The sequence below is a fragment of the Prevotella sp. genome (assembly GCF_051059605.1).
In the GTDB taxonomy this organism is placed as follows: Bacteria; Bacteroidota; Bacteroidia; order Bacteroidales; family Bacteroidaceae; genus Prevotella.
Map to the genome: position 1 here is coordinate 1,744,648 of NZ_CP050883.1, position 23,101 is coordinate 1,767,748.

22 protein-coding genes are annotated in these 23,101 nt (G+C 36.4%); 15 read left to right on the top strand and 7 right to left on the bottom strand.

The features are described from left to right. Positions 1 to 3: 3 nt before the first annotated feature. From HEQ28_RS06975 to HEQ28_RS07015, 9 genes are all read left to right on the top strand, one after another. Complete coding sequence (locus HEQ28_RS06975; RefSeq protein WP_434501555.1) at positions 4 to 1,587, top strand: GumC family protein; 1,584 nt, start codon at positions 4 to 6, stop codon at positions 1,585 to 1,587. Between the two features lie 12 nt (positions 1,588 to 1,599). Further along, positions 1,600 to 2,763: an EpsG family protein gene (locus HEQ28_RS06980; protein WP_434501556.1), complete on the top strand. Its 1,164-nt coding sequence runs from the start codon at positions 1,600 to 1,602 to the stop codon at positions 2,761 to 2,763. 8 nt (positions 2,764 to 2,771) lie between these two features. Continuing rightward, a complete protein-coding gene (locus HEQ28_RS06985; protein WP_434501557.1) occupies positions 2,772 to 4,094 on the top strand; it encodes an oligosaccharide flippase family protein in 1,323 nt (440 codons plus the stop codon). Next, positions 4,057 to 4,821, top strand: coding sequence for a glycosyltransferase family 2 protein (locus tag HEQ28_RS06990; RefSeq protein WP_434501558.1), 765 nt, complete (start codon positions 4,057 to 4,059; stop codon positions 4,819 to 4,821). The genes HEQ28_RS06985 and HEQ28_RS06990 overlap by 38 nt, the downstream gene beginning before the upstream one ends. Beyond that, on the top strand, positions 4,818 to 5,690 hold the full coding sequence (locus HEQ28_RS06995; protein WP_434501559.1) for an alpha-1,2-fucosyltransferase: 873 nt from the start codon (positions 4,818 to 4,820) through the stop codon (positions 5,688 to 5,690). The genes HEQ28_RS06990 and HEQ28_RS06995 overlap by 4 nt, the downstream gene beginning before the upstream one ends. Before the next feature lie 68 nt (positions 5,691 to 5,758). Then, positions 5,759 to 6,571 carry a glycosyltransferase gene (locus HEQ28_RS07000; protein ID WP_434501560.1) on the top strand — a complete coding sequence of 271 codons (813 nt, stop codon included), beginning with the start codon at positions 5,759 to 5,761 and terminating at the stop codon, positions 6,569 to 6,571. Positions 6,572 to 6,625: 54 nt separating this feature from the next. Then, positions 6,626 to 7,255, top strand: a complete 630-nt coding sequence (locus tag HEQ28_RS07005; protein ID WP_434501561.1) for a sugar transferase — start codon at positions 6,626 to 6,628, stop codon at positions 7,253 to 7,255. A gap of 19 nt (positions 7,256 to 7,274) precedes the next feature. Continuing rightward, positions 7,275 to 8,333 (top strand): glycerate kinase family protein, encoded by a 1,059-nt coding sequence (locus HEQ28_RS07010; protein ID WP_434501562.1) that lies wholly within the window; start codon positions 7,275 to 7,277, stop codon positions 8,331 to 8,333. 119 nt (positions 8,334 to 8,452) lie between these two features. Beyond that, on the top strand, positions 8,453 to 9,439 hold the full coding sequence (locus HEQ28_RS07015) for a hypothetical protein (protein ID WP_434501563.1): 987 nt from the start codon (positions 8,453 to 8,455) through the stop codon (positions 9,437 to 9,439). 66 nt (positions 9,440 to 9,505) lie between these two features. Here HEQ28_RS07015 and HEQ28_RS07020 read toward each other — a convergent pair whose 3' ends face one another. Further along, on the bottom strand, positions 9,506 to 10,012 hold the full coding sequence (locus HEQ28_RS07020) for a histidine phosphatase family protein (RefSeq protein ID WP_434501564.1): 507 nt from the start codon (positions 10,010 to 10,012) through the stop codon (positions 9,506 to 9,508). 95 nt (positions 10,013 to 10,107) lie between these two features. Here HEQ28_RS07020 and HEQ28_RS07025 point away from each other — a divergent pair, with 95 nt between their 5' ends. Beyond that, on the top strand, positions 10,108 to 10,725 hold the full coding sequence (locus HEQ28_RS07025) for an HdeD family acid-resistance protein (RefSeq protein WP_434501565.1): 618 nt from the start codon (positions 10,108 to 10,110) through the stop codon (positions 10,723 to 10,725). A 24-nt stretch (positions 10,726 to 10,749) separates the two neighbouring features. On the opposite strand, the gene udk is transcribed toward HEQ28_RS07025, so the two are convergent. Genes udk through HEQ28_RS07040 form a run of 3 tightly spaced genes read right to left on the bottom strand, consistent with a single transcriptional unit; the run spans position 10,750 to position 13,022 of the window. Next, positions 10,750 to 11,376 (bottom strand): uridine kinase, encoded by a 627-nt coding sequence (gene udk, locus HEQ28_RS07030; protein WP_434501566.1) that lies wholly within the window; start codon positions 11,374 to 11,376, stop codon positions 10,750 to 10,752. 36 nt (positions 11,377 to 11,412) lie between these two features. Further along, entirely contained in the window at positions 11,413 to 11,928 is a 516-nt protein-coding gene (locus HEQ28_RS07035) for a uracil-DNA glycosylase family protein (RefSeq protein WP_434504432.1), read from the bottom strand. Between the two features lie 50 nt (positions 11,929 to 11,978). After that, positions 11,979 to 13,022 carry an endonuclease/exonuclease/phosphatase family protein gene (locus tag HEQ28_RS07040; RefSeq protein WP_434501567.1) on the bottom strand — a complete coding sequence of 348 codons (1,044 nt, stop codon included), beginning with the start codon at positions 13,020 to 13,022 and terminating at the stop codon, positions 11,979 to 11,981. Between the two features lie 194 nt (positions 13,023 to 13,216). Here HEQ28_RS07040 and HEQ28_RS07045 point away from each other — a divergent pair, with 194 nt between their 5' ends. From HEQ28_RS07045 to HEQ28_RS07065, 5 genes are all read left to right on the top strand, one after another. Continuing rightward, entirely contained in the window at positions 13,217 to 15,751 is a 2,535-nt protein-coding gene (locus HEQ28_RS07045; RefSeq protein ID WP_434501568.1) for a TonB-dependent receptor, read from the top strand. Positions 15,752 to 15,768: 17 nt separating this feature from the next. Beyond that, positions 15,769 to 16,605, top strand: coding sequence for a DUF5689 domain-containing protein (locus HEQ28_RS07050; RefSeq protein ID WP_434501569.1), 837 nt, complete (start codon positions 15,769 to 15,771; stop codon positions 16,603 to 16,605). Positions 16,606 to 16,641: 36 nt separating this feature from the next. Beyond that, positions 16,642 to 17,934 (top strand): hypothetical protein, encoded by a 1,293-nt coding sequence (locus HEQ28_RS07055; protein ID WP_434501570.1) that lies wholly within the window; start codon positions 16,642 to 16,644, stop codon positions 17,932 to 17,934. A gap of 167 nt (positions 17,935 to 18,101) precedes the next feature. Beyond that, entirely contained in the window at positions 18,102 to 18,353 is a 252-nt protein-coding gene (locus HEQ28_RS07060) for a type B 50S ribosomal protein L31 (protein WP_434501571.1), read from the top strand. A gap of 90 nt (positions 18,354 to 18,443) precedes the next feature. After that, on the top strand, positions 18,444 to 19,391 hold the full coding sequence (locus HEQ28_RS07065; protein WP_434501572.1) for a DNA/RNA non-specific endonuclease: 948 nt from the start codon (positions 18,444 to 18,446) through the stop codon (positions 19,389 to 19,391). 75 nt (positions 19,392 to 19,466) lie between these two features. On the opposite strand, the gene HEQ28_RS07070 is transcribed toward HEQ28_RS07065, so the two are convergent. From HEQ28_RS07070 to HEQ28_RS07080, 3 genes are all read right to left on the bottom strand, one after another. Continuing rightward, on the bottom strand, positions 19,467 to 20,081 hold the full coding sequence (locus tag HEQ28_RS07070; protein WP_434501573.1) for a hypothetical protein: 615 nt from the start codon (positions 20,079 to 20,081) through the stop codon (positions 19,467 to 19,469). A 42-nt stretch (positions 20,082 to 20,123) separates the two neighbouring features. Next, positions 20,124 to 20,642: a hepatitis A virus cellular receptor 1 gene (locus tag HEQ28_RS07075; protein WP_434501574.1), complete on the bottom strand. Its 519-nt coding sequence runs from the start codon at positions 20,640 to 20,642 to the stop codon at positions 20,124 to 20,126. A 152-nt stretch (positions 20,643 to 20,794) separates the two neighbouring features. Further along, positions 20,795 to 23,047 carry a cation:proton antiporter domain-containing protein gene (locus tag HEQ28_RS07080; protein ID WP_434501575.1) on the bottom strand — a complete coding sequence of 751 codons (2,253 nt, stop codon included), beginning with the start codon at positions 23,045 to 23,047 and terminating at the stop codon, positions 20,795 to 20,797. Positions 23,048 to 23,101 lie beyond the last annotated feature (54 nt).

A 23,101-nucleotide genomic window follows, 5' to 3' on the forward strand; every position in this document is an offset into this window, starting at 1 on the left:
ATAATGCAAGAAACAAAATATGAACATTCAAAAGGTATAACTTTCAAGGAATATCTGAATTATTGTAAAGCCAAACGTTTGTGGTTTATCATTTCCACTGCAATATGTCTGTTGCTGACAACAGGATACCTGATATTAAAAAACCCTGTATATGAACGTTCTGCGCAGATAATGATTAAAAATGACTCAAATCCAAGTTCTAAACTTACAGCTGGACTGAGTATGATTCAAGGTTTCGGTGGATTATTGGGAGGAGCTTCAAATGTAAGCAATGAACTAATATCTATGAAGACGCCTGCAAACATCCTTGAAGTGGTGAAAAGACTCAATCTTGACTATTCATATTCCACACGTCCGTTCCTCAGAAAGATACCATTGTATGGTGACAGTCTGCCTGTGAAAGTTAACATCAGCGGGATGAAAGACTGTGATGATGCAAGCATGAAGATTGAACTGCAAAAAGGTAAAGTAAGAATTTACAATCTTAAGAAGAACAATAATAAATTTGATACAGAATACAACGGAACTGTAAACAGCGTTTACCATTCTCCTATCGGCTTAATTGCTATCACGGCAACTAAAGCCTATAAGGGCAAAGAGGATATGACAATAAACGTAAAAAAAGACGCTCCAATAAAAACAGTAAAAGGGATAGAAGAAAAACTCGATGCAGGAATAACAGAAGAAATGGGATCGGTAATCGACTTGTCGTATGAAGATGCGGTTCCACAACGTGCAGAAGATATTCTCAACATGTTGATAAGAGTGTATAATGAAAAATGGATGGATGACGAAAATCAACTAAATTCAAGAACAACACAATTCATCAACAATAGAATATCAGAAATCACGTCTGATTTGGGCAAGGCTGAGAATACAATAACAACATACAAATCCAAGAATAATCTGCCTGATGTTATCGAAACCACCAAACTGGCAATGGAAACATCAACAGAAGTAAGTGGAGAGATAGCTACTTTAAGAGGACAGAGAGAATCGGCGAAATTCATTCTTAATTTCGTTGACAACCATTCAAACTCCAACCAGACATTACCAGTAAACTTATTAAGTAATGACAAAGTTCTTTCTTCACAAATAGAGGAATACAACAAACTGCAATTAGAGCACAACCGTATTGCCGAAAACAGCAATAAGACGAATACTATTGTTCAAAACATAGAAAAGCAATTGAGCAATATGAGAAAGTCTATAAAGGCTGCACTTGCAAATACTGTAAAGCAAGCCGACATTCAAATGGCTAGCTACAACGAACTGAAAGGCACAAATGACTTGCAAGTTAAGTCAAGCCCGAAGCAAGCAAAATTCCTTTTATCGGCAGAACGTCAACAAAAGATACAGGAACAACTGTATATCTTCATGCTCCAAAAAAGAGAAGAAAACGTGTTGTCGCAAGCATTCACTCCATACAAAACAAGAATACTGTCTGCTCCTATGGGCGACACAGAGCCTGTAGCGCCAAAGGGATTTATGCTTATACTCATTTCACTTGCGATAGGAATTATTCTGCCGGCATTTGGCATATTGATTAAACTAAATGTTAGAGAGTTGTTAGACGAGGACAAATAAAAAGTATATATCATGCTAATAGTCTTCCTTTATTTTACGGCATTCATTGTAGTAAACCTTATCTCACGAGTTTTCATTAACTCAGGAGCAAGGAAGTTATTTCAGTTAGTATCTTGTTTTATCTTATTATTTGCTTTCTTCGGATTAAGAGATATAACTATTCTAAACGACACACCACATTATTATGGATATTATTATGCTAAATCACAATACACAAGCTATATCAATGGTTCTATCTTTGACTATAAACTAGCAGATAAATTTGAATGGGGATTTCAGGTACTTGTTCATTTTCTAATAAAATACATTTCAAAAGACCCATATACTATAATAATATTTTCATCATTACTTGTAACAGTAGGAGACCTATGGTTTATATGCAAAAAAGCAGAGAATGTTGCAATGGTGTGCTTCTTTATGCTCACCAGCTACATTTTCTTTATGCATTATTGCATAATAAGGCAATCAATAGCCATCTTGATTTTTTATATCGCATATTGCAAATATTTGGAAAAAGACAAGAATATAAAATATTCCATACTGATATTGTTTGCTTCTCTTTTTCATATATCAGCTATAGTGTTATTGTTGCTTCCTCTTTTTAAGAAGATGAAGATTAATAAAAGAAATGTTATTATTACATTAAGTGTTTTCGCATTTATAGCTATATTCATTTTCCAGATTCTATCCATTTTGGGTTTGCACAACAACCCATATTACAAAATGGCGATACAAAGAGAAACCATATCTATTGTAGGACTTATAGAATGCCTATTAATTACATTGGTACTATCTGTATGCTATTACATACACAAAAAAGATAATAGCATAAAGACAGACCGTAATGCATTCTGGGTATGTGTATTTGCAATGGGCATCGGAATTACTTTACCTGTTTTCTTTGTTTTTGAAAGAATTAATGATTACCTTTGGCCTATAATGCTAATTGAGCTTCTAAAACATGTAGCTCCGCAGTATATATATGGTGAATCAACTAACAAGTTAACTGGACATCATTTATTAAAGAAGTGCTTTGAAATATTTATAGCCTTTATATTTATAATAAAAATTATAGGAATAAACACCTACCGTCCTGAATGGTTACATATTGTACCATATAAAATGTATGATTTTAGCGCTCACTATCACTATTATCATCTGTATCCACAAGAATAAGGTATATTATGACTATTTTAGATAAGATCAAACAATCAGACATTGCCCATAGGATAATAAGCGGAGCTTTCTGGACCTTTACCGGTACGGCTTTAGGCAAGTTATGCGTTCTGATAGCAGGGTTCCTTTGCGCACGAATTCTTGGAAAAGAACTATTCGGGCAACTAGGAATGGTCAGGTCTACTATTAATATGTTTATAGTATTAGGTGCTTCTGGATTCGGAGTCACCGCAACTAAATATATTTCACAATTAAAGACGACAAATGTCAGTCGCATGATGTCTATCTGTAAACTAACGTATAGGTTTACTATTATAGCAGGCATCATAATAACAATATTAATATTATGTTTTTCAGGTTTAATTGCAAAATATAGTCTTAATGATACTTCGCTAACAACAACAATACAATTTGGAAGTATATTATTATTTTTCTCCATTATATACGGAGTTCAAAATGGAATACTTACAGGATTTGAGGCTTTCAAATCTATTGCGACTAACACTTTTATTGGTAGTTTTATACAATCAATATTTATGATAGCCGGTGCATATTATTATGGAGTAAACGGTGCTATTCTAGGCTTTGGCATAGGGGTAATAAGTATTTATATAGTAAACAAAGTATCTATAAAGCGAAAATATCATGAATATAGAATAAACGCTTCAGATACTCATATACGAAAGGAAGATTACAAAATAATCATAAATTATAGTATACCAGCAACATTATCTGCACTTACAGTAACACCTGCATTCTGGCTTGTCAGAACTATACTGGTCAGACATGAAGGATATGCGACTCTAGCTTCTTTTGAAGCAGCTGATCAATGGAGAATAATGATGCTATTTATTCCTACAGCGATAAGCCAGATTGCACTACCAATATTATCATGTATATTGAATGACAACAAGAAATTTAAAGATGTTTTGTTAGTTAACTTAGGCTTGATTACTGTTATTTCTACATTAATCGTTTTACTTATTCTCTTTTTTGGAGAATCAATGATGAATATGTACGGCAAAGACTTTACTGATAAGCAACCATTAATATATCTTGCAATATCAACAATATTCTCGTCTGCGTCAAATCTTATAGAAATGTCAATATACAGCAAGAATAAAATGTGGGGTAACCTATTATTAAACTTTGTTTGGGCATTATCCATGATTCTAATGTCAGATATTTTAGTTGAAAGAGGATTTGGGGCTACAGGATTAGCTATTGCAGTTCTCATATCATATGTCGTAAAGACAGTCTGTATGTCTGGATATATAAAATACATATTACGCAATGAACGACTTCACAATAATAATACCGACATACAATAACCTTGAGCTGGCTGAAAAAGCCATTCAGTCTGTCATATCACAAAAAGACGTGATATGTAAAATTGTGGTTACAGATGACTCTACGGATAATAAGATTGATAATTATTGTAAAGAGATAAACAACGAGAATCTTTTTTATTACCATAATGTCCCTTCTTTGGGAGCGGTAAAAAACTGGAATGCGGGGTTAGAATACGTTGATAGTACTTATACTATCGTCATGCATCATGATGAATGTATGAAAGATACTTTTTATCTTAAACAGATAAAAGAAAAGTTCTACTTAGGCTATGATGTGATTGTTAGCAACATAGAAGTATATATTGGACAGAAAAGGAGAATGCCACATTTTACCAAGTTCATGAAGATGTTTTTTATACACCATCCTATCATGTTATTTTTGTCTAATGCAATAGGTCCATGTGCTTGTTTAACTATAAAAAGTGAATTTGCATGTAAATTCAATGAGAATTTACATTGGTTAGTTGATGTGGACTGGTACTACAACAATTGTATTGGCAAAAAGATTAAATACTGCCATAGCCTTTACATGACATCGACACATGGGAATACTGGGCAGATAACAAACAGCCTTAATATTCCTAATGTATTAACAAAAGATGCAAAAATTCTTACATACACATATAACGACAATTTATGGATCAAGCTGATGCTGGCAACAAACAAAATAATACAATGGTTTAAATTCAAATTCAAAGCAACATGAAAATTGTTAAGATTATAGGTGGATTGGGCAACCAAATGTTTCAGTATGCACTGGCAATAGCTTTGAAAAAGAATTTCACAGATGAAGAAGTGAAACTTGATGTTCATTGCTTTAACGGCTATACAAAACATCAAGGATTTGAAATAGACAATGTATTTGGGAATCAATTTGAATTAGCTTCATATAGCGACATTGCAAAAGTTGCCTATCCTTATTGTAATTTTCAATTATGGAGAATAGGCAGCAGAATACTTCCCAATAGACGACACATGATTTCTGAAGACATAGCATTCAATATTATGCCAGAAATGATTACCAGTTCTAATTATAAATATTATGACGGATATTGGCAACATGAAGAATACTTCAAGAATATTCGTGAAGATATATTGGATGCATTTCTATTCCCTATACTCCAAGACAAAAGAAATAAAGCCCTAGCTGATAGACTAACAGATATTAATAGCGTTTCGATACATATAAGAAGAGGCGACTACATTAAAGACAAACTTTTCAATGGCACTTGTGGTATAGAATATTATAAAAATGCTATTGACGAAATAAATAAAAGAACTGTCCCTACGCTATTCTGCATATTCTCAAATGACATACAATGGTGCAAAAAAAACATAGAACCACTACTTAATGGTAAAGAAACAATATATGTAGACTGGAATACTGGTAGTGATAATTTCAGGGATATGCAACTGATGACAAAATGCAAACATTGCATTATTGCCAACTCGTCCTTTTCATGGTGGGGAGCATGGCTCAACAACAATAATGACAAGATTGTGATTGCTCCAAAAATATGGTATAACACAAATGAGAAAGTATCACCAGCAACAAATGACTGGATAAAACTTTAAATCATTATATTTGCTAGATTGAAGAAAAAGGGTAACTTTGCCAAACAAATAATACTATTATATAGATAATGAATTTTTCTGTCCTCATATCCGTTTACTATAAGGAGAAACCGGAATACCTTAAAGATGCGATTAACAGCATTTTTAATCAAACCCTTCGCCCTAATGAAGTTATTCTGGTTGAAGATGGAAAACTGACCGACGAACTACATTATACGATTAAGAAACTACAGGAGAAATATAATGAGATAAAAACCGTATGTCTGAAAGAGAATCAAGGACTTGGACCTGCACTTAATGAAGGACTGAAACATTGTTCATACAATATAGTCGCAAGAATGGACTCTGACGATATATGTATGCCAGACAGATTCAAAATACAAACAGATTTCCTGGAAAAGCATCCTGATATAGACATCATTAGCGGATGGATTGATGAATTTTATGGCTATAAAGAGAACATCATTTCAACACGCAAAACGCCTGAAACACATAATGAGATTGTCAAATTCGGCAAATCGCGCAATCCTATCAATCACCCAGCAACCATGTTCAGAAAGAATATTATTTGTAACATTGGCGGTTACAAGGCTATTCCTCTTTTAGAAGACTACGACTTGTGGGTAAGAGCAATATTAAACGGTTCACATTTATACAATATACAACAAAGCCTTCTTTGGTTTCGACTTTCCGACAATGCCTTTTTAAGGCGTGGTGGAATAGACTACGCAAGAAACGAGATTACATTTCAACATAATTTACATAAGATTGGATATGTCGGTATTATAAAAATGTATAGTAACATCATTATAAGACTTATAATAAGATTATTGCCAAATATGATAAGGAAATATATTTATGTTTTTAGACTTAGAAGATAATATTATTGTTTTTCTTACGTTTTTATATTAACTAGTTACTACAAGATAAAATTCATGACAATATTAAATTATGGCTACATCGCTGATGGAATGAATGAAATTGAGCGCAACTCAAAACGCTTGATAGACTTTCTTGTCGCTATAATCTGTATCATACTATTTTCTCCCCTATTCGTCATTTGTTATTTAGCAATAAGGAAAGAAGATCATGGCCCTGTTATTTTCAAGCAGGAAAGAATAGGACGATTTGGACGCCCTTTTTACATTTACAAGTTCAGAAGCATGAAAGTAAATGCAGAAAAGAATGGACCACAGCTTACAAAGCCTAAGGATGACAGCAGGATGACCAAAATAGGAAAATTTCTTAGACATCATCATCTAGACGAACTACCGCAACTTTGGAACGTAATCAAAGGTGATATGTCTTTCGTTGGACCACGTCCTGAAAGAAAATTCTATATTGACAAGATTATGGAAAAGGATTCAAGATATTCGTATCTTTACCAAATACGTCCAGGAGTTACATCCTACGCAACACTAACTAATGGTTACACAGATAATATAGAAAAGATGCTTAAACGACTGGAACTAGACCTTTCGTATCTTGAGCATAGAAGTTGGTTGCTAGACTTAAAGATATTGGGAATGACTTTCCTTAAGATTGTATTTGGAAGGAAATTTTAAAAAGAATGATTCTAATAATATGAAATATATTATTGCCATAGATTCCTTTAAGGGTTGCCTTACATCAGAAGAGGCTGCAGAAGCTGTATACCAGAACATTGTTTCACATCATCCCAAAGCTGAAATAATAACAATACCAGTTTCTGACGGTGGAGAAGGAATGCTCAACGCATTTTGCAAAGCACTTGGAGCAACGAAAGAGACTATTAGCGTAAGAGATGCCATGATGAGACGCATCACAGCAGAATATGGCATAACGAATAGCGGTACTGCCATTATAGAAGTAGCACAATCATGTGGACTAACGTTGATAGAGCCCAAACTTATGAATCCACTTATAGCAACATCATACGGAGTTGGTCAACTCATAGCCTCAGCTATAAAGAACGGATGCAGAAAATTTATTATAGGACTTGGAGGAAGCGCAACAAGTGATTGTGGCATAGGAATGCTGAAAGCACTTATTGAATCATTCAACGACAAAGGCAATTTTGACGATATCAGACATATTATCCAAAAATGCGAATTCACTATTGCATCCGATGTTACTAATCCTCTATGCGGACCAAACGGAACATCACATGTTTTCGCTCGCCAAAAGGGAGCAACGGAAGGTATGATTGACATTCTTGAAAAACGTGCGATGAAGTTTGCTGAAGTTTCAGCTATGCATATCGGACACGACTGCAGCAACAAGCTTGGTGCGGGAGCAGCAGGCGGACTTGGTTATGCATTCATGCAATACATGAATGCCGAAATGAAATCAGGTGCCGATTTACTACTTGACTTGATAAACTTTGAAAATATAGCCAAAGATGCAGACTTAGTTATTACAGGGGAAGGTGCTAGCGATAAACAGACTCTTATGGGCAAACTTCCGTATGTGATAATGCGTAGAGCTAAAGATATTGGTATACCAACACTATTGATTGCTGGTAGGATAGATGACAAAGACAAACTGATAAATGCAGGATTTAAGGATACTGTCTGCATCAATCCAAAAGGCATTAGCATTGAAAACGCAATGAGAAAAGATGTAGCTATTTCAAACATTAGGGATTTTCCTCTCTCTATTTAGGGAAAATCCTTTTAAATGCGATATATTTTATAATATCTTTGCACCATGAAGATAAGACAAAACAAGTCTTTCTGATTAAAAAAACAACAAAGGTAATAACAATTTTAAAAAATACGATTATGAAAAAGTTTATATTAGCCCTCATAGCACTGTTTACAATAACAGTTTCAGCTAGTGCAATGAGTTACGACCAAGCTCGTCAACAGGCACTTTTTCTAACAGATAAGATGGCCTATGAGCTGAATCTTACAGATGAACAGTATGAGGCAGCCTACGAAGTAAATCTAGACTATCTTATGAGTATTAATAATTACGATGATGTATATGGTTCTTACTGGACACAGCGTAATATGGATTTGAGCTATATATTATTAGACTGGCAATATCGTACTTACTGCAGCGTAAACTATTTCTACAATCCTATTTATTATGATGGTGGCTACTGGCATTTCAGAATATATGCACGCTATCCACATCGTGATTACTACTATTTCGGTCGTCCAGACTTCTATGCTGTATATCGTGGGGGCCACAGCTGGAGAGTTAACGGCGGAAGAAGCTGGTACAACGGACGTTCTTTCAGCATGCGCGAAGGCAAAAGAAATATGGGCATGCGCGATTCTTTCGATAATGGTTCTTTTAATAACAACCGCACGTTTGGTGGTAACAACAATAATCGTATATTTGGTGGTAGCCGAAATGACCGCGCTTATAACGGCAATAACGGAAATAATGATAACAATACATTCGGAAACAACAACGATAACAGACCTAACAGAGTATTTGGTAACCGTCCAAGCAGCACAAGAACAACAGCACCCAATGGTAGCAGCATATTCGGAGGCTCTAGAAGCGGAAACAACTTAGCTACTCCAAACCGCACTTTCGAACGTTCTGATAACAACAGCAACCGTTCTACAGGCAGTGAAAGCGTTCCTAGTCGCTCATTTGGTAGTGGAAACTCAAACCGCTCATTCGGTGGAAGTAATACTCCAAGTCGTTCATTCGGTGGAAGCAATAGCACTCCTAGCCGCAGTTTCGGAGGTGGCAATTCATCTAACACCAAAAGTGAAAGTCACGGAGGCGTATTCGGAGGTCACAGATAAAAATAGATAATAACAAAAATGGCGTAGATTGCAATGCAAACTACGCCATTCTTTTATTATATAATGTTATAACATCAGAATTCTAACTTCAGCGTTTCCCATCTTTGGTATCTCACTCATAGGTTTATTAAAATATACGCTCTGTATAGCCTTGTTAATTATGCCGTGTCCAACTGCAAGTACCTTTTTATCAGGATAAGTAACTTTAAGATATGTGAGGAAATTGCGTGCACGGCTTTTCATTTTCTCAAGCGTTTCAACATTATCCGGCCATTCAGCATCCTTCATGTCTGGGATAAACTTACCTGTAAAATCGCCCCAGTCACGCTCACGGATGAGCGAAGTTGATTCTACATCCTTATTATGCGGAGCAGCAATTATCTTACATGTATCATAAGAGCGTTTTAAATCACTAGATATAAACGCATCAATATCACAATCTTTCATCTTTTCGCAGACCTCTTTAGCCTGTTCTATACCTTTTTCATTAAGTTGTCCCTGACACTGTCCTTGAAGAATTTGGGCAGCATTATCAACTGTTTCTCCATGACGAACTAAATATAATGTAGTCATATATTAAATATTTTGAATGCAAAAATACAAAAAAGAAGACATTTTCAGCATTAGAATTAAGAGTTTTTTGTAACTTTGCAGAAAACTAATATGTTATGAAAATATTCCAAAGTTCTTTTTTTCGTGCTATATGTGCTATTATAATAGGCATATTACTAATTCAATATCGTGAACAGACATTGACTTGGATAACTATTGCAATAGGAATATTGTTTTTTATATCTGGCATCTTGTCTATTGCTGAATATGTGTCAACAAAGAAACTATCAGATAAACCAGAAGTTTATGATTCTGAGGGCAAATTAGTATCAGGAGGTCCGAAACCGCATTTCCCTATTCTAGGAGTAGCTAGTCTGTTGCTTGGAGTTATATTGGCGTTAATGACAAATATGTTCATCACCAGTCTTACATATATCATATCAGGAGTGCTCATAATCGGTGCTATAGGTCAATTCATATTCCTTGCCAATACATCAAAGTATGCATCTGTAGGTTTCTATTACTGGATAATGCCTTCTGTGATACTAATTGTAGGTATTATAGCTATAGTATATCCAACAGCTATTGCAACAGCTCCACTTTTCGTTATAGGATGGTGCATGTTGCTATACGGAGTAGTTGAATGCATAAATGCACTTAAAGCCATAAACTGTAGAAAGCAATTCTATAGAAAAGAAAATACTGAATTAAAAAACAATGAAGCCGAAGAGTAATTACAGTCTTCTGCTTCATTAATATTATTCCTGAGGAACAAGTCCCTCAATATATTTACATAATATCGCAATACCTTTTATATTATCTCCTCCCTGTGGAATGATAAGGTCGGCATAGCGTTTCGTTGGCTCAATAAATTGTTCATGCATAGGTTTCAATACGTTCAGATATCTTTCAACAACCATTGAAACTGTACGTCCACGATCAATAGTATCACGCTGTATATTTCTTATAAGTCGCTCATCGGGATCACAGTCCACAAATATCTTGAGATCCATAAGATCACGCAACTTCTTGTTTAGCAATGTCATTATACCCTCGATAATAATCACTGGCTTTGGCTCTACATGCACTGTTTCTGGCAAACGGTTACAAAGCAGGTAACTGTATGTAGGCTGTTCTATAGCCATTCCGTTTCGCAAGTCATTGACGTGCTTATTCAACAGCTTCCAGTCAAATGCATCAGGGTGATCAAAGTTTATAGCGTGACGTTCATCTTCTGTCATGTGTGAAGTGTCATTGTAATATGAGTCAAGTGGAACAACTGCCACATAATGCGGTGGCAACGCCTCTACAATCTTTCTTACAACAGTGGTTTTTCCACTTCCTGTTCCACCAGCAATGCCGATGATAGTAATTTTATCGTCCATTATATTATAATGTTATTATTATATTTGTGGCAGAAGCTAAATAAGTTCATCAAACATCACACGATAGAACTCTGCCTTTTTTTCCAACTGCATAGGATAAGCCCTACTACTGCTTGGCATTCTATATAGTTTCATTGGCCTTCCATCGAACACGAACTCTGCGCTCTGTCCCATCTTCGGCATTTCTTTTATACTGTAATGGCGCATGAATATATCGGTAGCTAATTGTCCCGCAGTAAGCACACCCTTGCAATCTGGCAAACTTTTCAACATAGCATCAAGATCACTAGGCTGCACAATCTCAAGATCTTTATCAGATGCCGTATTCTTTGTTCTACGTATTTGCAATGCTGTATCAAATATCGCAATTCCCTTTTCGGCAAGAAAACTCTTTATCATCGCAAGACGAAAAGTTTTATTCTCGGTATCAACAAAGTGCATTTTATCGGCAAAGAAAAGATATCCGAATATGCGCCACATATCATTTTGAAAGTTTGGATAATACCATTCAAAACACCAGCGCTTACTTGCTGGTGGAAAGGTACCGAGCATCAGCAATTTTGCATTGCTCGGCAACCAAGGTTCAAAAGGATGTGTTTCTATCAATTAGCTTGTTCTTTTACAAGATATACACATACTGGCAAGTGGTCTGAATAGCCATCAAGCCACACACTACCAGCACTTGTTCGTTTAGGACTTCCTTTATACTGTCCTTCTGTCTGGAACAGATAAGGCATACGCTGAATTTTATTCTTCCAGAATTTCAATGTAGAGAATCCTTTGTTATCAGCTTTATTGAGTAAGCTTGGTGACATGATAATTTGGTCAAACAAATTCCATGCGCCACGATACATCAATGTGCCAGTACCTTGTTTTAAGACATTATACCAAGGATTATACATATCATCAGGTCCAACCATATCAATTTCTTCCTTTGCAGAAAGAGCCTCATGCATACTCTTGTCTGTAGGATCGTCGTTCATATCACCCATTATCATTATCTTAACGTTTGGATCTTCTTTAAGAAGAGAATCCTTGACAGCCTTAACCTGAGTTGCACCCCACTCACGATATGCAGAACCATTGAAACGACTAGGTAAATGACATACGATGAATACAACATGCTCGTCAGCCATCTTACCACTAACTGTTAAGAAACCACGAGTTTTAAAACTACTGTCTTTAAGTTCTTTCTGTACATAAGGCACAAGTTTCATGTTATCAACCTTAAACATTTTTGGATTATAAATCAATGCACAGTCGACACCACGCATATCAGGTCCCTCAATATGGCAATACTGATAATTGCGCGCCTTTAGCGCTGGCTGACTTGTAAGATCGGTCAATACTTTAGCATTTTCAATCTCACTAAGTCCGATTACAGAACATCCAACATTAGGAAGCAGGTCTGTTCCCATATCAGAAAGTGCTTGCGCCATATTGTGAAGCTTGTGAGAATACTTCAATCCATCCCAATGATAAGAACCACTTGGGAGAAATTCGTAATCATTCTTGCCTTCATCATGACATGTATCAAACAAATTCTCTTGATTGTAAAAACCTACTGCGTAAACAGAAAACTTCTTTTGCGCTGTGGCTGTAATGCTAATCAGCAGAACTGCCAATATTAATAACTGCTTTTTCATCTATAATAAAAAATGTAATATTATTTTAATAACTCTAGCGAATACCCATAAATAAAGGCGCGTGAACTGCAAATATACACATTTTTATTTAATGTATATGTATGTTCTAAAAATTTTAACTTAAAATTCTCTTTAATTTAATTTTTATTTTGTTACTTTGCAAAATACTATTAATATTTATTAAACATCAAACTATGCAAAAGAAGCTCCAATTAGCATTGTTCGCACTCTGCTATTCGTCTCTTGCGCTCGCTCAGAACAACAACAATTCTCAGCAGCAGGCAAAGGCTTTAGACGAGAATGCGTTCACTTTTACAGAAGCACAGTTGGGCGAGGATGACAACATGAGTCAGAACGTTACCATCCTTAACTCTAACACTAATGCGTATGCCAGCGAGGTTGGTTATCTTTTTTCACCGGTCCGCTTTCGTTATCGCGCTTTCGACCAGAAGTATAACGACATTTATATTAACGGTGCGCCTGTTAACGACGTAGAGCGTGGTCAATTCAATTTTTCATCAATTGGTGGTCTAAACCAAATGACACGTAATGTTGATTTCTCACTTCCTTTTGAAAGCAACAATTACGGAATGACGGACATGGCAGGAAGCAACAACTATAACTTCCGTAGTGGTAGCATGGCTACTGGTCACCGTATCAGCTTAGCAGGTGCAAACCGCAATTATACATTACGTGGTATGTATTCATACAGCAGCGGTTTCAATGACAAGGGCTGGGCTTTCAGTGGAAGCCTTACTTATCGTTGGGCAAATCGTGGATATGTTGAGGGTACATTTTATAATTCATTATCTTATTTCCTAGGAGTACAGAAACTTCTTGGAAAACATAGTTTCTCATTTACTACATGGGGCAATCCTACAGAGCGTGCAACACAAGGTGCCGCTACTGACGAAAGCTACTGGCTTGCAAATGATAATCAATATAATCCTTATTGGGGTTATCAGAATGGTAAGAAACGCAACTCTCGTATAGTTAATGATTTCGCTCCTTCTGCCCTTTTCACTTGGGATTGGAACATAAATAACAAGACAAAACTCACAACAACAGTACTTGGAAAATACAGTATGTATTCAAGCACAAAGTTGAACTATAACAATACTGACAACCCAGCTCCTGATTACTATAAGAGTCTACCTAGTAGCTTTTATGATGTATGGGGAAGCAATGCTCAGTTTCAGACACCACAATCTCTTGCTGATTGGCAACGCGCTTACGACTGGTTGAGTAACAGCAAAGCTAACCGCCAGATTAATTGGGATCGTCTTTACGCAGCTAACCAGAATGTAAATGCTGAAGGTGTAGACGCTATGTACTATGTACAGAAACGTCACAACAACACCCTGAACGTTACACTTGCTTCTGCACTTACAAAACACTTGACAGATAAGAGTACTTGGAATTTAGGTTTCGCAGCTATTGGAAACAAGGGATTTCATTATCAGACAATGGATGACCTTCTCGGTGCAAATACATTCCACAACATAAATACTTACGCTATTGGCACATACCCAATTGGCTCTGATTATCTGCAATATGATTTAAATCATCCAAATGCACTTGTTAAAGAGGGCGACAAGTTTGGTTACGACTATACTCTTAACGTAATTAAGGGCAACATCTGGAGTAACTATACTGAGACTTTCGGAGTACTTCATTATAGCATTGCTGCAAAGATTGGTTACGACGGAATGAACCGCGACGGCAAGATGCGTAATGGTTTGTTTGCCGACAATTCTTACGGTAAGAGTAAGACTGCTAACTTCCTTTCTGGTGGTGCTAAATTCAGCGCATCAATTGATCTTAGCCATGGAAGCGTAATATCTCTCGGTCTAGGTTATGAGCACAAAGCTCCTACAGCCGATGTTGCTTTCCAGGCTCCAGAAATGAACAATGACTTCGTTCAGAATCTTAAGAACGAGCGTATATTCAGTAGCGAACTTGCTTATCAGTTCAATAATTCTTGGCTTCACGCCAACCTAAGCGGTTATTATAGCCGTATAGATAATGCAACAGAATGGACTTGTTTCTATTTTGATGATATCAACTCATTCTCATACAACTCACTGACAGGTTTGAACAAGGAATATTACGGTGCAGAACTTGGACTAACATTCAAGCTTACATCATTCCTAGACTTTAAGGCTCTCGGTACTATAAGTGAAGCTAAGAACATTAGCAACGCTAAAGTTCGTTACCTTAACTCTACACAGGGTACATACGTAGACGACATTGCTCTTGTTGAGAACATGCGCGAAAGCGGAACACCACTTACAGCTGGTAGTCTTGGTTTGAGTTTCCACCAGGGTGGATGGTTTATTGATCTTAACGGCAATTACTACGACCGCATCTACTTGAGTTACTCTCCTTACTATCGTTACCAGACTCCTTTGAAAAATCAGAAGAGTGTTGACAATGAAGGAAACTACATCGTGTCTCCACAGGATAAGGGAAAAGGTGGTTTCATGCTTGATGGTACAATCGGTAAAAGTATTCGTTTGAAGAAAGGTAGTCTGTCTATTAACCTAATGGTTACTAACATTCTCAACAACCAAAAGATTGTAACAGGTGGTTACGAGCAGAGTCGTAGTGACTACTCTCTGAAGAATGATGGTAGTACTAGCGACCGTTGCTACAGATTCTCAATGAACCCTAAGAAGTATTACATTTACGGAACTAACGGAATGCTACAAATAGCATATAGATTCTAATTTAAATCCCATAAGAAATGAAGAATATTAAATATATAATGTTAGCTCTTGTCTGCACACTCTTTACTGGATGTATGGACGGCAACTGGGACGAGCCTACGGGTTATCAGAGAGGAAACACCGCTGTTCCGGAGACCAACGTCATGACCATTGCTCAAGTTAAAGCTAAATATCAGTCAACTTTATCTCAGACTTACGGTTATACTCCTGTAACTGATGACATTCAGATAAAGGCTTATGTTACAGGTAACGATATAGAAGGTAATTTATTCAGTCAGATTTCTCTTGAAGACGGAACTGGCGCTATGCTTGTTGGTATCAACGAGGGTGGTATTAATGGATATCTTCCTGTCGGTACAGAAATTATTGTAAACCTTAAGGGATTATACATTGGCTGCTATGGTATGCAACCTCAAATCGGAGACAAGTATCTTAGTGCAAAAGGTGAGATTTCTGTAGGAAGAATGAGCAAACTCCTTTGGGATCATCAGTTCAAATATACTGGTAAGACAGCAACAGTATCTTCTACAGAATTCAATCAAGCAAGTCTAAAGGATGCTCAATATCTTACAGACAACGCAGGAAAGTTGATGACTATAAAGGGAGTTACATTTGCCGATGGTGGACAGAAAGTATACAGCAATAAGGCAGATGTAGTTAACAATAACTGTTGCGAACGTGCCCTAAACGGATTGAGCAGCTACAACATCGTTGTAAGAACTAGTACTTATGCTGACTTCGCAGCAGAGAAACTTCCTTCAGGTAAGGTTAACATAACAGGTATTTTCACTCGCTATAATAATAAATGGCAGGTTATTATCCGCAAAGCAAGCGATGTAGAAAATGCAAATTAAATAGCTATTAAACAGTAAAATAAAAAAAAGAAATATATGAAAAAGTTTATTTATTCATTTTTCGCATTGGCTATTGCAGCCATGACATTCACTAGTTGTGAGGATGTTCCAATGCCTTACGGTGAACCAACAAACGGTGGAGATACTCCAACAACAACATACACTGGGCAAGGTACAGCTAATAATCCTTATACAGTGGCTGACGCAAACAACTATATCAAAGCTGGCGTAAACTTGGACAGTACTGTTTATGTTAAGGGTAAGATTTCTGCAGTTGATTCTGTCAGTCTAAGTTATGGTAATGCATACTACAAAATTTCTGACGACGGAACTTCAACAGGTCAATTAATAGTTTATCGTGGATATGCGTTTGGAAACCAAAAATTTAAGTCTGCTACAGAAATTAAAGTTGGTGACGACGTTATTATTGTTGGTAAGATTGGTGCATTCAAGGGCACATATGAGTTCATGCAGGGTAACTACATTAATACTCTTAATGGACAAACATATACTCCTACTACAGTAAATGACAACTTTATTGATAAGCCATACAACGTAGCAAAAGCTATCCAAGTTATAGCAGCAGGCGCACCTACAGCCCCTGTATATGTAAAGGGTATTATTTCTACAGCTCCTTCATTTAATGCAACATACGGTAGCTTGACATATTACATCTCAGATGATGGTAAAACAACAACACAAATACAGGTTTATTCTGGTCTTGGTATTGGTGGTGCAAAATTCACATCTGCTAGCGACTTGAAACTCGGTCAGACAGTTGAAGTTTACGGTGTAATTAAAGATTACAATGGTAAGCCTGAAATTGATAAGAATAATACTCTAATCTCTGTAACAGGTGAAGGCACATCAACTGGTGGTGAGACTGGTGGTGGAACAGCTGTACCTGTAGCTATAGATAAGACTACAGTTACAATGACTAACAGCGCAGCAACTGAAAGCACAGAAACAGCAACAGTAGATCTAAATACATTGGCATATGCTGATAAAGCTATTGTTGGTACTGTTACTCTGAATGATGGTACAACTATTGTATTTGACAAGAGTGATGGAGCTACAGCTCCTACTTTCTATACATTAACTAAGGGTGTACGTGCATATAAGAACAACACAATAACAGTTAATGGCAAAAAAGCAATTGCGAAAGTAGTATTTACATGCGATTCATATAATGGAACGGATTATGTAGGTAATACAACTGCTACTGTTACTTTTAGTGGAAATAATGCTACGTATAAAAATTTATTCACAGAATCTACCAGTGGAGTACAGCTCAGAGTGCAAACTATAACAATTACATATGCAAAATAATAGCATATTTAAATAATTAATTAAAAGAGGTCGGCATAAGTGTCGACCTCTTTTAATTTTGCAAAAAAGAAAAACTTATCTAAATATTTGGCAGGCTGCAAAATTTTGATTAATTTTGCAGCCTGTTACGTAGATAACAAAATTACAAACAATAATATTTAAACGAAATGAAAAAAGGTATTCATCCAGAAAACTATCGCCCCGTCGTATTTAAGGATATGTCCAACGGTGATATGTTCCTTACAAAGTCTACTTGCAAGACAAACGACACAGTAGAATTTGAAGGCGAAACTTACCCAATTGTAAAGGTCGAAATCTCAAGTACTTCTCACCCATTCTATACAGGTAAGAATAACCTTGTTGATACAGCTGGTCGTGTTGACCGCTTCATGAACCGTTACGGTAAGTTGAAGAAGTAAATATATCCTTTTACAAGTATATATTATTAGAGTGCGTTCGAACGTAGTTGCATATACGTTCGAGCGCATTTTGTCTTAAAAATATTACGTATGAGAAAAATTCATTTTTTTATTGGCTTGTTCGCCACAGCTCTATTCCTTGTTTCTTGTGGTAGTAACGAAAGCATTACTGATGACGGTAATGGAAGTACCAGTGACATTACCAATGTAAACAAAAACACTATTTCAACCGGTCAACCTAAAGAAATGGCTAGACTGGAATTTCCAAAGGCTAAAGGTGGAACGAGCGATGTTATTGTTCACTCAACTTCTGCTTATGGAATGACATACGCATTGGAATGGGATCATACATTAAGATCACAACGCTGGTCTTGTTTTGAGATATACAAGAGCAACAGTGTGAAGAACTGGAGTCGAAGCAACTGGAGACAAACATCATGGGGAGGTGACCCATTTCAAAAGGATCCATTGGTGCCTAAGAATGAACAACCAAATGTTACAGGAGAATTCAGCGGAAGCTATTATCTAGGAAATGGCAGTTTCTATGAAAGAGGCCATATCTGTGCTTCAGAAGACAGAGTATACTCACAAGACGCCAACGAACAGACTTTTTACATGACCAACATGCAACCACAAGTTGGAAATCTGAATGAAAAGATATGGAGCGACATGGAAGGAAAAGTAAGAGGTTGGGCTTCAAGTGCAGATACTCTATATGTTTGCAAAGGTGGAACTATTGACAGTAACGACAAGATTATTGACCAAACAAAGAGTGGATTTATCGTTCCTCGCTATTTTTTCATGGCTGTACTAGCAAAAAATTCAGACTCAGCAAATGGAGGATATAAGGCTATGGGATTTTGGATTGAGCACCTTGATGTAGACCAAAGAAGCAAAGGGATTGCAAATTTCGTTGTAAACATTGACGATTTGGAACAAAAGACTGGTATTGACTTCTTCTGTAATCTACCAGATGATATTGAAAACAAAGTTGAAAGTTTAAGCGTAGACAAAGTTAAAACTGCATGGGGGTTATAATACACCATACATCAATAAATAAAGAAACAGGGATAAAGCATTACGCTTTATCCCTGTTTCTTTATTTATATATACTTACCTCCTACCCTTTACTATTTTGTTTTCTATTACAACTCCCATTGCACGAGTCATAGCTGCACGGGTGAATGTAGGTGTATAGCCTTTTGCGTAAGTATAACGACTAAAGTCAAAGTCTAGGTATTCATCGTTGTTCACACCCTTCATTGTTCCATGGAAAGACTTTGAGTCTAGATAAGACTGAATATTAGTGCTACCGAATGTTATCACATATTGATTTTTGCTGGTATCATAAGTAACATAAATATCACCGGTTTTACTGTCAATATACCAAGAGAACTTTAGTTCTTGACTTTGAGTACCCGACACGTCATTTTCAACACCTCTTCCACTGATTGACGTAGCATCATATTGGTCAAATTCCATCTGAGCATCAAACGCAGCCTGCTTGCGAATTCCATTCTCAGTATATTCATAAATCATTTTCCCTTCCCAATGTCCACGAAGAGTATTAGCTAGAACATTCAGTGTATTGTCAGATATATTGTTATTGGTGTTCTGATTATTATTGTTATCATTATACCAATTGTCATTACCTGAATCACAACTTGCGAAAAGCGTTGTAGTTGCAGCGATAGCAAACAACATGATTATTTTCATTAGCTTTTTCATATTTGAAGTCTTTAAAAGTTTTCTAAATTAATATACTTACCGTTATTTTACAAACATTCTCTTTGGAGCACCAATACTATTATTTGAACGAGTCTTTGCGTAAGAGTCAAAACCATATCTGTAACTGTTCCAGTTCAAAGAAGATGTATGATACAAGCTGAAAGCAGCTCTTGTTCCGTCATTAGTCTGAATATATCCAGAGAACATAGAATCATCTATTGTATAATTATAAATTACGATATCCGTGTTCTCTTCTCTAAAGTGAATATATATATTTTGATCACGAACGACCCAAGTAATATGGTTTGCGATATAATCATAAGGAGAATTGCTGTAATAATCAATCCAGTAGCCGTCACCAGAATTATATCCACTATCAAATTCTACTTCAGAATAAGCTGCTTTATATACCATTCCATCATATTCAGAACTAACATAAATATTACCTTTCCAAGTGCCATCCATGTAGTATGCAACTTCAGCATCAGGATCACAAGAAGTAAAAGTGAAAGACAGTAAAACTGTCATCATCAATGTCAATATTGTTGTAAGGCGTTTCATAAGCTATATTTTTTAAGTTATTATATTTTGGTTTATTACTATGTTGCAAATGTAACACAAATATAAATATCTTAAAAAATAAATTCCATATTAATGAGTAGGGATTTCCCTTTAAAAAATGGATAATCCCCCAAGGCATTCAATGTAACAAATCAAGTCAGTTTGTGCAATTCCTTCAAAGAGTCCTCCTCGCCAACAATCCACATGACATCTCCTTTTTCAAACTTACGTGCAGGATCTATTAGCGTCAAGTTCTTCTGACCTTCGTCAACTCCAACAACCATACAGTTAAAATGGTCACGGATACCACTCTCCTTTAAAGTCATTCCGATAAAAGAACTTTTAGCAGAAATAATAACCTTTCTTAATTTCATTTCGCGCTTTTCGATATCAGGATCTTCAGGTATAAGTTCATGCTTTATCGCTAATTTGAAATTGTTTAATTGTTCGTCATCACCTATGACAAATAACTTATCTGCGGGGAAAATAATATCAGATCCGTTAGGTATGTTAATGCGCAAAGAACCACGCAATATACTACTTATATGGACACCAAACCTATTTCTAAATTTAAGATCTTTGAGAGATCGCCCTATCCATGTGGAATCTTCAGGAACCTCAAATTCACTTATATGAATATCTCGTTCAAGAAGATGTCCTTCAAAAAGTGGGCGTCGCTTGCCGTTGACTAGCGCAGCAATCTCCCTTGAACGCAAATTATTTATAAACAGTCGCTCAAGCTTTATACTTTCATGTTTTAGACTTCTTGAAAGCACCATTAGAGATAGCACAAACAAGGCGATACAAACCACAAGAGCATCCGTAAAACGGGTCAGATAATTACATATATAGAATATGAACGCCAATGCCACAATAACTTTCACCATGATAGTAAAAATTAAAGGCAGACGATTCAACCTACTTTCTGTCCATAGGCGATTAAACTCATCACTATGCAGATTCTTCATCATCATAGAGCGCAAAAATGGCGATATAATTACTACGGTCAATGTTCCACAAACAGCATTACCTATCCAATGACCAAACAAATGGCGACTCAAAGGGAGTACAAACGTAAACATTAGTATTATAACAGCTGCAGACAATATACCATAGATAAGTGTATTTGAAAGCATCTTGCGCAACAATTTTCTCCAATCGTTTACTTCCTCGTATGAATTAACATGAGCATTTCCCAAATGATTCATTCTTCGAACCCATTTTTTTGGCAAATGATTTTCTAGATATAAGTAACATGGTTCAGAGGCCCTAATCATGTAAGGAGTTAGGAACGTTGTTATCACTGACACAGCCACGACAACAGGATAAAGAAAACGACCAATAACGCCAAGCGATAATCCCAATGAAGCTATGATAAATGCAAACTCCCCAATCTGTGCCATAGAGAAGCCACACTTCATTGCTGTCTTCAGTGGCTGACCACCCAACATAAAGCCAGCAGTTCCAAATACAACCTGTCCAAACAATATTGTCATCACCAATACAAATATTGGCACGGAATATTCAACCAGCACCTTTGGATCCACCAACATACCTACTGATACAAAGAAAACTGCTCCGAAAAGATTCTTTACAGGTTCTACTAGTTTTATAATTTTATCAGCTTCAACGGTCTCCGCAATGATACTTCCCATTACAAATGCTCCGAAAGCACTACTGAATCCAACTTTTGTTGACAACACAGCCATAAAGCAGCACAGTCCCAGAGCCACGATTACCATTGTCTCATTAGTCATAAGCTTTCTTGTGTGGCGGAAAAATAAAGGAATTAAAAATATTCCGACGACAAACCACAAGACTAAGAAGAATGCTATTTTAACTATAGAGCCGATCATCACTCCGCCATCAGGATTGCTACCGCTTGCAAGTGCACTAAGCATAACCATCATCACAATAGCAAGTATATCTTCCAAGATGAGCACACTCATGACAAGTGAAGCAAAACGTTGTTGACGCAATCCTAAATCGTCAAAAGCCTTATATATTATTGTTGTTGACGACATAGCAAGCATACCGCCGAGGAATATGCAGTCCATCTTGCTCCAATTGAAGAAATAGCCTGCAAGCATCCCCAATGTTGCCATTGAAAAGATTATGGTTGCTGACGCTATTATAGGCGCCATGCCCATTTTGAGAATCTTCTTGAATGAAAAATCAAGTCCAAGAGAAAACAAGAGAAACATCACACCGATATCTGCCCAAGTCTGTATATTTATCTTATCAATTACAGAAACAGTATATGGCATGTGTGGAGAAACAAGAAATCCTGCCACAATATACCCCAATACAATAGGTTGTTTTAGTCGTTTGAATACCAAAGTAACTATTCCTGCTACAATAAGCATCAGCGCTAAGTCAGTAATTAAGTTTGGTATCTCAGCCATATTATCTCGGTATTTTCAGTTTTTATTGTGGAATCATAATAAAAATACAGGTAG